The 11737-nt window shown below is 70.0% G+C and carries 12 protein-coding genes; 11 read left to right on the top strand and 1 reads right to left on the bottom strand.

Annotation, left to right across the window (positions count from 1 at the left end; all coding sequences use genetic code 11):
* Window positions 1–92 precede the first annotated feature (92 nt).
* Together ACWC09_RS36560 and ACWC09_RS36565 are read left to right on the top strand one after the other, a co-directional pair.
* A complete protein-coding gene (locus ACWC09_RS36560; protein WP_450855337.1) occupies window positions 93–971 on the top strand; it encodes a helix-turn-helix domain-containing protein in 879 nt (292 codons plus the stop codon).
* Between the two features lie 92 nt (window positions 972–1063).
* The gene (locus tag ACWC09_RS36565; protein ID WP_450855338.1) at window positions 1064–1615 is read left to right on the top strand and encodes a carboxymuconolactone decarboxylase family protein; all 552 of its coding nucleotides are present in this window, start codon (window positions 1064–1066) and stop codon (window positions 1613–1615) included.
* Window positions 1616–1626: 11 nt separating this feature from the next.
* On the opposite strand, the gene ACWC09_RS36570 is transcribed toward ACWC09_RS36565, so the two are convergent.
* Window positions 1627–2547, bottom strand: coding sequence for a LysR family transcriptional regulator (locus ACWC09_RS36570; RefSeq protein WP_450855339.1), 921 nt, complete (start codon window positions 2545–2547; stop codon window positions 1627–1629).
* Between the two features lie 142 nt (window positions 2548–2689).
* Between ACWC09_RS36570 and ACWC09_RS36575 the strand changes: the two genes are divergently transcribed.
* The 9 genes from ACWC09_RS36575 to ACWC09_RS36615 form a co-directional block, all read left to right on the top strand.
* Window positions 2690–3685: a fumarylacetoacetate hydrolase family protein gene (locus tag ACWC09_RS36575; protein ID WP_450855340.1), complete on the top strand. Its 996-nt coding sequence runs from the start codon at window positions 2690–2692 to the stop codon at window positions 3683–3685.
* Entirely contained in the window at window positions 3682–4644 is a 963-nt protein-coding gene (locus ACWC09_RS36580) for a cyclase family protein (protein WP_351577797.1), read from the top strand. Before ACWC09_RS36575 ends, ACWC09_RS36580 begins: the two co-directional genes overlap by 4 nt.
* Before the next feature lie 59 nt (window positions 4645–4703).
* Window positions 4704–5834 (top strand): FAD-dependent oxidoreductase, encoded by a 1131-nt coding sequence (locus tag ACWC09_RS36585; RefSeq protein ID WP_450855341.1) that lies wholly within the window; start codon window positions 4704–4706, stop codon window positions 5832–5834.
* Complete coding sequence (locus tag ACWC09_RS36590; protein ID WP_450855342.1) at window positions 5831–6823, top strand: amidohydrolase family protein; 993 nt, start codon at window positions 5831–5833, stop codon at window positions 6821–6823. The genes ACWC09_RS36585 and ACWC09_RS36590 overlap by 4 nt, the downstream gene beginning before the upstream one ends.
* Before the next feature lie 25 nt (window positions 6824–6848).
* On the top strand, window positions 6849–7787 hold the full coding sequence (locus ACWC09_RS36595; protein ID WP_450855343.1) for a VOC family protein: 939 nt from the start codon (window positions 6849–6851) through the stop codon (window positions 7785–7787).
* 91 nt (window positions 7788–7878) lie between these two features.
* A complete protein-coding gene (locus ACWC09_RS36600) occupies window positions 7879–8832 on the top strand; it encodes a fumarylacetoacetate hydrolase family protein (RefSeq protein ID WP_450855344.1) in 954 nt (317 codons plus the stop codon).
* A gap of 332 nt (window positions 8833–9164) precedes the next feature.
* On the top strand, window positions 9165–10421 hold the full coding sequence (locus ACWC09_RS36605; protein WP_450855345.1) for an MFS transporter: 1257 nt from the start codon (window positions 9165–9167) through the stop codon (window positions 10419–10421).
* 171 nt (window positions 10422–10592) lie between these two features.
* Window positions 10593–11375 (top strand): CoA transferase subunit A, encoded by a 783-nt coding sequence (locus ACWC09_RS36610; RefSeq protein ID WP_450855346.1) that lies wholly within the window; start codon window positions 10593–10595, stop codon window positions 11373–11375.
* Window positions 11372–11737, top strand: a 366-nt coding sequence (locus tag ACWC09_RS36615; protein ID WP_450855347.1) for a CoA-transferase, incomplete at its 3' end; no start/stop codon positions are given. The genes ACWC09_RS36610 and ACWC09_RS36615, both read left to right, overlap by 4 nt.

The raw sequence follows: 11737 nt of genomic DNA on the forward strand, positions 1-11737 counted from the left end.
GTCTTGCACAAAACCGGCGTCGGCCGCGGCTCGGTCCGTGCTTGCCCGCCTGTGCCGGAGGGCAGCAGGACTGTGCCCCGAAGGAGGGCCTCATGAGCGAGATGGGCCTCGGTGACACCCACGGCATCCTGACGCGGCCCGGGGTGCGTCCCGTCCGCACCAGCACGGGACTTGGCTGGGAGCAGTTGTATCTGTCGACGCAACGGGAACTGCCGTATCGGGACGCCTTTCAGGGAGCCGGCAGCCACTTGGTGATCCTGCATCTGGATGGCCCCGTCACGGTCCGGAGGGGACGCCGGGGGTTGACGGCCGCACGGCAGGTTCCGCCCGGTGGCCTGTTCCTGCATCCGGCCGACACGGAGCTGGACGTGGAACTCGGCGGTCATCTGAACACGGTGCACGTCTACCTGTCGGACGTGGCCCTCCAAGCGACGGCGGAGGACGGCCGGCCGGTGCGGCTGAAGGAGGAGTTCGGCACCACGGATCAGCTGCTGGAGCAGCTCGTTCTGGCGCTCGATGGTGTGGTACGGCACTGGGAGCCCAGCGGGAGCACCTATGCGGATCAGCTCGCCCTCATGACCGCTGCCCAGCTGGCCCGCCGCCACAGCGTGCGGCAGCGCGTCGCCGAGCCGGCGCAGTGGCAAGTGGGTCTGAGCGACCGGCAGTTCACGGCCGTTCGGGAACTCATGGACGCCCGGCTTTCCGAGCCGCTGTCGCTGGAGGACCTCGCCTCCGCCGCGGGGCTCGGTGTCAGCCAGTTCGCCCGGCGTTTCAGGGCTCGCACGGGGTGCCCTCCGCACCGGTACCTCGTGCGGCTGCGCGTGGAGCGGGCCGCTCGCCTCCTGCGCGCCGGATCCATGCCCATCGCCCAGGTGGCGGCCGCCTGCGGCTTCTCCCACCAGGAACACTTGACCCGGGTGATCCGCTCGCACCTCGGTACGACGCCGGCCGCGCTGCGCCGCGAGGGCTGACTCACTCCGGTGATCGGCGCGGCTATAGTTCCCCGGCACCGACGAAGGGAGCGACGATGGTCGCCCGCCTGGCTGGGTTTCTTCCCGGCGATATGAGCGAGGAACAAGCCGCCGTCTACCGGTCGATCTCCGGAGGCCCACGTGCCGCCGGTCCTCAGCTCTTCGCCCTCACCGACAGCGAGGGACGGCTTCGGGGGCCGTTCAACGCGATGCTGCTCAGTCCTCCGGTCGGAGCCGCGCTGCAGGCCGTGGGTGCGGCGGTGCGCTACCGGTCTTCTCTCAGCGACCGCGTCCGTGAAATGGCTGTGCTCCTCGTCGCCGCGCACTGGGGCAGCGCGTTCGAACGAGAGGCGCACGAAGCCGTGGGGCGCGCTTGCGGTCTGGCCGAGGAGGAACTCGCCTCACTGCGCTCCGGTGTGCTGCCGGACGTGACCGACCCGGACGAGACGACGGCCCTGCGGACCACGGCCTCGCTGCTGCGCTCCGGCAGCCTGGGCGACGACGAGTACCGCACGGCGGTGTCGGCGATTGGTGAACGCGGCCTGTTCGAGCTGACGACCCTGGTGGGCTACTACTCCACTCTCGCCCTGCAGCTCCGCGTCTTCGCGGGTGAGGAAGGCAGGCCAAGGCCCTCGGCGCTCTGAGGGCAGCATGGTCATCCCTCCGGTGAGCGCTCTGCCATCCGTTTCGCGACGCGCGCGATGGTCTCGCGGAGCCACATGTGCGCCGCGTCGTGCGTGTGTACGGGGTGCCACCACAGGGCTTCGTGGAGGGGCACCATGCCGTGCGGCGGCTCCATGACGCGGATGCCGGCCGTTTCGCGCAGTCGCTCGGCGAGCCGGGCCTGGACGAGGGCGATTCTGCGGGTTCCGGCGACGAGGAAGCACAGTGCCTGGAAGGTGTCGGCGGAGACCTCCGAGCGGGGCTCGATGCCGAGCATGCTCAGCTGCCGGGTGGACGTTGTGTCGTACAGCCGCCGATACGTCACCCAGGGCAACCGGTTCAGATCGTGGGGCGTGAGCGCGTCCCCCACCTCGGCATTGTCCCGTGAGACCACGAAGACCCAGCGGTCCTGGAAGACCTCGACCGCCGGGTAGCCGCTGATGAAGCCGTGTGGCAGGAGCATCCCGTCAGTGGTGCTCAGCAGTGCGGCTGTCTCCTCGGTGACCGTGGCGGGAGTCAGCTCGAAATGGAGCCGGACGCCGGGCGCCTCCGCGTGGAGGATGCGGGTCAGTTCGGTGCCGAAGACCGTCACGGCGTAGTCCGAAGCGATGATCTTGAACTCGTGGCCGTCCTGGACGGGATCGAACTCGGCCTGGCTGCTGAAGACCCGTTCTGCCATGTCGCAGGCCCGGGCCGTCCGGTCCAGCAGCGCCTGGCCGAGGGCGGTCAGCTCGTAGTTGTTGCCGGTCCTGAAGAGGAGCTCGTCGTCGAAATGCCGGCGCAGTCGCGCGAGGGCGCCGCTCATCGCCGGCTGGCTGAGCCCGATGCGCTGCCCGGCCCTGGTGACGTTGCGTTCCTCCAGCAGAGCGCGCAGAGCCACCAGGAGATTCAGGTCAAGGCTGGCCAAATGCATGACACTCCCGAGCGCTGGTCGGCCGTCGGAGACGAGACCTGAAGCTCATCGGTGACACCGATGAGCTTCATCCGGCGAATCGATTTCCCCAATCGATTCGGGACGGCCAGATTAGTCGCACCGCCACTGAGAGGACACATCCGTGAAACGTGATGTTGATTCACCGCTCTTCTCCGGCTCCTTCGCCCTCGGTACCGTCAGCGCACCAGGCAGGACGCCCTTTCCCGCTCTCGTCCTGTCGGACGCCCGCGTGCTGGACCTGCGTACCGCGCTGGGCGCACCAGAACTCACTGTGCGCACGCTGCTGGAGCGCTGGAACGAGGTCCTGCCCCGTCTGCGCAGTCTGGCGGCGGATTCGGCCGGTGACTGGCTGCCGCTGGACGGTCTGCGGATACACGCCCCCGTGGAGCCGCGGCAGATCTTCCAGTCCGGTGCCAACTACCGGCAGCACGTGATCGACCTGGCAGTCGCCCACCGCTCCCCCGACGACCCGCGCACCGTCGAGGAGGCACGTGCGGAGATCGCCGCGGTCATGGACCGGCGGGCAGCCGAGGACCTGCCGTACGTGTTCATCGGCCTGCCCAGCGCGATCACGGGCCCGTACGACGACGTCGTACTCCCCGCTTGGGCCGAGAAGCCGGACTGGGAACTGGAGTTGGCGGCCGTGATCGCCAAGCCCGCCTACCGGGTCTCCGTCGAGGAAGCCCTGACGTACGTCGCCGGGTACACGATGGCCAACGACCTCACCGACCGCGCCACCGTTTTCCGCCAGGACATGCCCGCCATCGGCACCGACTGGCTGCGCAGCAAGAACGCCCCCGGCTTCACCCCGCTCGGCCCGTGGATCGTGCCGACCGAATCGATCGCGGACTCCGGTGATCTGCGGGTCACGCTGAAGCTGAACGGCGAGACCATGCAGGACGAGTCCACCAAGGACATGATCTTCGGTGTCGCACGCATGGTGTCCTACGCCTCCCAATCGGCCCAGCTCCTCCCCGGCGACCTGGTGCTGACCGGCAGCCCGGCCGGCAACGGGATGCACTGGGGGCGGCTGCTGCGTGACGGCGACGTCATGGAGGGGACCATCACCGGCCTCGGTGCCCAGCGCACCCGATGCGTCGCGGAGAAGCCGTCATGACCTTGGACCACACCGATCCCGTGGGTGCCATAGCCGAGGCCGCCAAGGCGTACAGCAACTGGGGGCGTTGGGGCGACGACGACGTGCTGGGCACCCTGAACTTCCTCGACGAGGCCAAGCGCCGCGAGGGCGCGGCCCTCATCCGGCGGGGTATCAGTTTCTCCCTCTCGCAGAGCTTCGACATGGACGGCCCGCAGAGGGGCTGGCGACGGCGCACCAACCCCATCCACACCATGCTGACCACCGGCACCGACGCGGCCCTCGACAACCAGGGCTTTCCGCACGGCATCGGCGGCGCCGACGACGTCATCACCATGCCGTTGCAGTGCTCCACCCAGTGGGACGGGCTCGGCCACATCTTCGACCACGGCAAGGCGTGGAACGGGCGCGACGCGGAGAAGGTGGTCACCGCCGAGGGCGACCTGGTGACCGGTATCGAGCACATGGCCCCGCATGTGGCCGGGCGCGGCGTTCTCCTCGACGTGGGACTGGTCCTGGGCCGGGACGGCGAACTGCCGGACGGGTTCGCCATCGCCGAGGAGCACCTGACCGCCACCGCCGATGCGCATGGCGTCGGTGTCGGCCGCGGTGACATCGTCCTCGTCCGCACCGGGCAGCTGGCCCGGGTCCGCCGCGAGGGCTGGGGCGACTACGCGGGCGGTGACTCGCCCGGCCTCTCCTTCACCGCTGCGGGCTGGCTGCACCGCACCGAGATTGCCGCGATCGCCACCGACACCTGGGGCTTCGAGGTGCGGCCCAACGAGTTCGACCACGCCTTCCAGCCCCTGCACCAGGTCGCCATCCCCCACATCGGACTGCTCATCGGCGAGATGTGGGACCTCGACGCCCTCGCCGCCGACTGCGCGGGCGACGGCGCCTACGAGTTCTGGCTCACCGCCGCACCCCTGCCCATCACCCGCGCCGTCGGCTCCCCGGTCAACCCCATCGCCGTCAAATAGCCCGTCCCCCCGCAGAACCCGCAGTCCCACCCAATCCGCGTCCAACAAGGGAGTTGGTCATGAGCAGCGACGCCCGCAGCGTCCTCGTCGTCGGCGGCGGTACCGCAGGAAACGGCCTGGCCGTCCTGCTCCGCAAAGCCGGCATCGACGTCGACCTCGTCGAAATCAGACCCGACTGGAACGTCTCCGGATCCGGAATCACCACCCAGGGCAACGCTCTGCGCGTCCTGCGCGAGATCGGAGTGTGGGAGGAAGCCGAGAAGCACGGCTTCGGATTCGACACCCTCGGCCTCACAGCCCCCGACGGGACCGTGCTGCACGTCCAGCCGGACCACCACACCGGCGGCCCCGACTTTCCCGCCGTCGTCGGCATGCAGCGCGCCGACCTCCAGCGCATCCTCACCGAGGCGGTACGAGGATCCGGCGCCCGGGTCCGGCTCGGCACCACCGTCCAGAGCCTGGAGCAGGACGGGACCGCAGTCGACGTCGGTTTCAGCGACGGCACCACCGGACGGTACGACCTGGTCGTCGCCGCCGACGGGCTGCACTCCGCCACCCGCGCACTGATCGGTATCAGCGAGCGGCCCGAGCCTGTCGGCATGGGCATCTGGCGCGTCTCCGCCCCGCGTCCCAAGAGCGTCGAGCGCACCGACCTCACCTACGGAGGGCCCTGCTACATCGCCGGCTACACCCCCACAGGCCAGAACACCCTCTACGCGTACCTCGTCGAACCGAAGCGGGACCGGGCGAGCCTCGACCCCGACACCTACGCCGACGAGATGCGCCGTCTCGCCGAGGGATACGGCGGCGCCTGGAACGAGATCCGCGAGTCCATCACCGACCCGAAGAAGGTCAACTACACCTGGTTCACCCGGCACCTGGTCGAGGGCTCCTGGCACCGGGGCCGCGTCGTCCTCGTCGGCGACGCCGCGCACTCCTGTCCTCCCACGCTCGCCCAGGGCGCCGCGATGTCCCTGGAGGACGCACTGGTCCTCGCGGAACTGCTCGCCGCCCACGACGTCTGGGACGACGACCTGCTCACCGCCTACTACGAGCGCCGCGTCCCCCGGGTCCGGATGGTGGTCGACGGCTCCGTCCAGATCTGCCAGTGGCAGCTGGACGGGGTCCGCGACGCCGACGTGCCCGGTCTGATCGGCCGCACGATGACCGCGCTGACGGAGTTGCCGTGACAACGCCGACCATCGACGTCCACGCCCACGTCCTGCTCCCCGAGGTCGAGGAAACCGTAGCCGGGCGGCCGGAACGGGCCGCCGCCCGCGAACTGGACGCCCGCCGGGCCGGCCCGCAGGCCCTCGCCGTCAACGGGCCGATGATCCGCGACCGCATCCCCAAGCTGACGGATGTCAAGGCCCGGCTGGCCGCGATGGACGCCTGTAGTGTCGACGTACAGCTGGTGTCCCCTGTCCCCGACTACCACTACTGGGCCGACGAAGACCTCGCCCGCACCGTGTGGGAGCTGGCCAACACCGGTACCGCGGCGCACTGCGCCCAGGCCCCGGAGCGACTGCGCGGTCTCGGGCTGGTCCCGCTCCAGCACCCGCGCCTGGCCGTCGAAGCTCTCGAACACGCCCTGGAGCAGGGCCTGTCGGGCGTCGAGCTCTCCTCGCACGCACCCGGCCTCGAACTGTCGGATCCGGCGTACGAACCCTTGTGGACCCGCGCCGAGGAGACCGGGGCGCTGCTCTTCCTCCACCCCTACGGCTGCACCCTCGATGAGCGCCTGGACCGCTGGTATCTGTCCAACACCGTCGGCCAGCCCACCGAGAACGCCGTCGCGCTGTCTCATCTGATCTTCTCCGGGGTCCTGGACCGGCATCCGGAGCTGAAGCTGATCGCCGCGCACGGAGGCGGATACCTCCCCGGCCACATCGGCCGCTCCGACCACGCCTGGCGGGTCCGCCCCGACGCCCGCGGCTGCGCCCACCCGCCCAGCAGCTACCTCAAGCGGCTGTACTTCGACTCGCTCGTCCACGAACCGTCCGTCCTGCGCGAGCTGATCCGCAGCGCGGGCGCCGACCGAGTGCTGCTGGGCTCCGACTTCCCCTTCGACATGGGCACCGACGACCCGCTGGCCGCACTGCGCGACGCCGACCTGCCCGATCTCGACTACCACGCCATCCGCGGTGCCAACGCGGCATCGCTGCTGCGCCTTGTCTGAGGCCACGAGAACAGGAGCCCCACCCATGAGCGACCGCCTGCTCACCCACCTGCGCCACGTCGACCTGGCCGTTCCCGACTACGACAAACAGCTCGACTTCTACGCCGGCGTCTGGGGCCTGACCAAGACCAGCGAGGACTCCGGGATCTCCTTCCTCGCCGCCGAGGGCAGCCCCGAGCAGTACATCGTGCGGCTACGCAAGGCCGAGGAGAAGCGCCTCGACCTGGTCTCCTTCGGAGCGGCCACCCCCGCCGACGTCGACACCCTCGCCGAGCGACTCCTCGCCGACGGCGCCCGGTTGATCTCGCGGCCCGGCAAGCTCGACACCCCCGGCGGCGGCTACGGCTTCCGCTTCTTCGACATCGACGGCCGCACCATCGAGGTCTCCGCGGACGTCGCCGTACGGCAGCACCGCAAGATCGAGGAGAAGGAGTCGATCCCGGTCAAGCTGTCGCACGTCGTCCTCAACTCCCCCGATCTCAACGTGACCAAGGAGTGGTACGAGCGGCACCTGGGCTTCCGCCTCTCCGACACCCTCTGGCACCCGCGCATGGGCGAGGCCATGCACTTCATGCGGATCAGCAGCCAGCACCACTCCATGGCCATCGCTCAGGGCCCGCACACCTCCCTGCACCACATCTCCTTCGAGATGCGCGGCATCGACGAGTACATGCGCGGCACCGGCCGTCTGCTGCGGGCCGGCGTGCACAAGGTGTGGGGCCCCGGCCGTCACCTGGCGGGCGACAACACCTTCTCCTACTTCCACGACCCGCACGGCAACACCCTGGAGTACACCACCGAGCTGGAGCAGCTGGACGAGGACACCTGGCACCCCCACGTCTACGACTTCTCCACCGAACAGGTCTCGGACCAGTGGGGCACCGCGAACCCCGTCAACGAGATGGTCGCCAAGGAGTCCTTCAACGACGTCGACCGCGGCTGCTTCGTCGCCCCGCCGGTCTGATCCTCTCCCACTCCGGCGGCGCGGTGACGCCCCGCTCCGGCCCTGAGTGCCCGCCGCGTCCCCGGTCCAGCCCAGACCCTTGGAGTCCCCCATGCGCTTCGCCACGTACGAGCACCGAGGCCGCCGTCACTGCGGCGTGGTCGACGGTGCCGCCGTACGCCCCTTCCCCGACGGCACGACGCTGCTCGGCCTGATCCACTCCGGTCTCCCACGGGCAGCCACAGAGCTCGCAGCCCTGTCGGACCCGGTGTCGCTGGACGCGGTACGACTGCTGCCGCCCCTCGAACCGCCGTCGGTGAGAGACTTCGTCACTTTCGAAGAACACATCGAGGGCGTGCGGCGCTCCGGAGAGCGCACTCAGGGCGTACCGGAGGCGTGGTACGACGCACCCACCTTCTACTTCACCAACCCGCACGCCCTCATCGGCGCACACGACGACGTACCGTACCCGCCAGGCAGCCGGCTGCTGGACTTCGAACTCGAGGTCGCGGTAATCACCGGCCGTGAGGGTCGCGACCTGACCCCCGAGCAGGCACGTGACCACATCGCCGGATACACCCTGTTCAACGACTGGTCGGCCCGCGACCTCCAGATCCGCGAAATGCAGGTCGGACTCGGTCCCTGCAAGGGCAAGGACACCGCCACCACCCTCGGCCCCTACCTCGTGACCCCGGACGAGCTGGAACCGTACCGGGACGCCGACGGATTTCTGCGACTCGCCCTGACATCGGAGATCAACGGCGAGGTCGTCGGCCAGGACCTGCTGTCCAACATGAGCTGGACCTTCGAGGAGATGGTCGCCTACGCCTCGCGCGGCACCGTCGTCCGCCCCGGCGACGTACTCGGCTCGGGCACCTGCGGCAACGGCGGCTGCCTGGCGGAACTGTGGAGCATCCGAGGCGAACAGGTCCCGCCTCCGCTCAAGCCCGGCGACACCATCACTCTCACCGCGGACGTCCTCGGCTCCGTCCGCAACACCGTCGTCCCCGGCCCCGAGCCGGTACCCCTGCCGACCGGCCGCCGACGTCCCCGCAGCCGCCCCTGAGCAGATCCGGACGCAGCCGGTCGAGGCCCGGTCTGTGCCCTGACCCCGACGCACCTGCCCTGCGCGCCCGGGCCTTTCGGGCTCCCCGGAACTGCTCACATGTCACAGCCCGACCTGCTCAGGCCGCCACACCCCATTCGTCGCGCGGATGCGCCACATCCGGGATACCGATCGCACGGAGGGTGGGCGGCTGCCCTCGGAGACCGCATAGTCGTCCCACCCGCACGCCACGTCCCCGATACCGCGTCGGCGTGACGTCCTCCGCTGCATGCCGAGCGCCGCCCGCGCCGGTGCGGCATGCCCGCTCCCACACATCGTCCCCTGGAGTCACCATGCCCGCTTCCCTGCCCTTGTCCTCCCCCGCGATCGAAGACTCCGCCCCGCCGCCTGTGAGCGTGTCGGGCCCGGCGCACCGGCTGAGGGTGACCGCGCTGATGGCGGGCAGCTGTCTGCCCGTGCTGGGGGCGGTACTGATCGCTCCTGTGCTGCCGAAGATGCAGGACCACTTCGCGTCGATCCCCGGCGCCAAGGCGCTGGTTCCGCTGGCGCTGACCGTTCCGGCCTTGGCGCTGGCGCTGCTGGCCCCGTTCGCCGGGGTGATCGTCGACCGCTTGGGCCGCAAACGTCTGCTGCTGGTGGCGACCGTCCTGTACGCGCTGTTCGGCACGGCACCGCTCTGGCTGGACTCGCTGGGCGCGATCATCGCCAGCCGAGCCTTGGTCGGCGTCACCGAGGCCGCCATCATGACCTGCTCCACCACCCTGATCGGGGACTACTACTCCGGTCACCGGCGGGTGAAGTACCTCGCCCTGCAGACCATGTGCGCCTCCGCGTCCGCCACGGCATTCTTCGTACTCGGCGGCGCTGCCGGCGCGGCGGGCTGGCGAGTTCCGTTCTGGGTCTACGCGGTGAGCCTGCTGCTCGCCCCGATGCTGGCCCTCGCCCTCCCCAGTCCGGCGGTGCGCGAGGCCACGGAGAGAGCCACGGAGGGTGTCCAGCCCGCACGTCGCCCGTTCCCTTGGCGGCAGATGGCGGGCATCTGCGCCTTGACCTTCTTCGGGGCGATGGTCTTCTACACCGTCCCGGTGGAGATGGCGTACCTGCTCGACGGCCTCGGGGTGGAGAACACCGGTGTGATCGGTCTGGCCACTGCGGTCGCGAGCGCCGCCACGGTGGCCGGAGCAATCACCTTCGCGCGTCTGAAGCGCTCCCCGGACCCGATGATGCCCACCGTCTTCGCCATCTGCGCGGCCGGCTTCGGCGTGATGTTCCTCGCCGGCAGTGTCCCCCTGCTGGTGGTCGGTGCGGTGATCAACTGCCTGGGTACGGGGATGCTGTTGCCGGCGCTCCTCACCAGTGCCATGTCCCGGCTGGAGTACAAGGACCGCGGCCGGGGCACGGGGCTGTGGACGGCGGCCTACTTCGGTGGCTGTTTCGTGTGCCCGCTGGTGCTGCTCGCCGTGGAGTCGGCGGTCGGCACTCTGGCCGGCGCCGTGGGACTGCTGGGGCTGGCAAGCGCGGCGGTCGCGCTCGGACTGCTGGTGGCCCGGCGGCGGGCCTGGAACCCGGCCCACACAGCATCCGCCTGAACTCCGCTCCGCTCCACGCCAGCCACACCGAGACCTACATGACCGCATCCGCCCCGCCCGCCTTGCGCAAGGCGGGCGTCCAGAAGCCGCTGCTCGGCCGCACCGGCACGGTGGACGCGGTCACCCCCACATTGAGCAGCAGCAACCCACGACAGAAAGGTGCCTCCTGCCATGGACAAGGTCTGTGCGAGCGCCGCCGAGGCAGTCGCCGACATCCCCGACCGCGCCTCGCTGGCCGTCGGCGGCTTCGGCCTCAGCGGCATCCCGGCCGTCCTCATCCAAGCCCTGTACGACCAGGGCGCGACCGGCCTGAGTGTCGTCTCCAACAACTGCGGCGTGGACGGACAGGGTCTGGGCATCCTGCTCGCCGCGGGCCGGATCGCTCGCGTCACCGGCTCCTACGTGGGCGAGAACAAGGAGTTCGCCCGGCAGTACCTGTCTGGCGAACTGGAGGTCGAACTCGTCCCGCAGGGCACGCTCGCCGAACGCCTGCGCGCGGGCGGCGCCGGCATCCCCGCCTTCTACACCCCGGCGGGCGTGGGCACCCAGGTCGCCCGCGGCGGGCTGCCCTGGCGCTACGCCGCCGACGGTACGGTCGCCGTCGCCTCCCCTCCCAAGGAGACCCGCGACTTCGCCGGCCGCCGTTACGTCCTGGAGCACGGCGTCACCACCGACTTCGCTTTCGTACGCGCCTGGCGCGGCGACCGCCACGGCAACCTCGTCTTCCGCAAGGCGTCGGCCAACTTCAACCCGCTCGCGGCGATGGCCGGCCGCATCACCATCGCCGAAGTCGAAGAACTGGCGGAGCCGGGCGAGTTGAACCCCGACGCAGTGCACACGCCGGGCGTTTTCGTCCAGCGGGTGGTGGAGCTGACCGGCGAACAGGCCGCGGACAAGCAGATCGAACACCTTCGCATTTCCGCGTCTTCGACACGAGGGGCCACACGCGCATGACCATATTCTCCGGCTGGACGCGGAACCAGATGGCCGCCCGCGCCGCCGCCGAACTCGCCGACGGCTCCTACGTCAACCTCGGCATCGGCCTGCCCACCCTCGTCCCCGGCCACCTCCCGCCCGGCATCCACGTCGTCCTGCACTCCGAGAACGGCATCCTCGGCACCGGCCCGTACCCGACCGAGGACGAGGTCGACCCCGACCTGATCAACGCGGGCAAGGAGACCGTCACCGTCCTGCCAGGTGCCTCCTTCTTCGACTCCGCGCTCTCCTTCGGCATGATCCGCGGCGGTCACATCGACACCGCGGTCCTGGGAGCCACTCCCGGCCCCAAGATCCATGTGGATCCCCGCATCGGCCCC

It is taken from the genome of Streptomyces sp. NPDC001617, from assembly GCF_053596855.1.

Bases quoted from the DNA above. Each gene is read 5' to 3' on its own strand.
- ACWC09_RS36585 (WP_450855341.1), top strand. From the start codon at position 4,704: ATGAGCAGCGACGCCCGCAGCGTCCTCGTCGTCGGCGGCGGTACCGCA.
- ACWC09_RS36565 (WP_450855338.1), top strand. From the start codon at position 1,064: ATGAGCGAGGAACAAGCCGCCGTCTACCGGTCGATCTCCGGAGGCCCA.
- ACWC09_RS36605 (WP_450855345.1), top strand. From the start codon at position 9,165: ATGCCCGCTTCCCTGCCCTTGTCCTCCCCCGCGATCGAAGACTCCGCC.
- ACWC09_RS36580 (WP_351577797.1), top strand. From the start codon at position 3,682: ATGACCTTGGACCACACCGATCCCGTGGGTGCCATAGCCGAGGCCGCC.
- ACWC09_RS36570 (WP_450855339.1), bottom strand. From the start codon at position 2,547: ATGCATTTGGCCAGCCTTGACCTGAATCTCCTGGTGGCTCTGCGCGCT.
- ACWC09_RS36610 (WP_450855346.1), top strand. From the start codon at position 10,593: ATGGACAAGGTCTGTGCGAGCGCCGCCGAGGCAGTCGCCGACATCCCC.
- ACWC09_RS36560 (WP_450855337.1), top strand. From the start codon at position 93: ATGAGCGAGATGGGCCTCGGTGACACCCACGGCATCCTGACGCGGCCC.
- ACWC09_RS36600 (WP_450855344.1), top strand. From the start codon at position 7,879: ATGCGCTTCGCCACGTACGAGCACCGAGGCCGCCGTCACTGCGGCGTG.
- ACWC09_RS36595 (WP_450855343.1), top strand. From the start codon at position 6,849: ATGAGCGACCGCCTGCTCACCCACCTGCGCCACGTCGACCTGGCCGTT.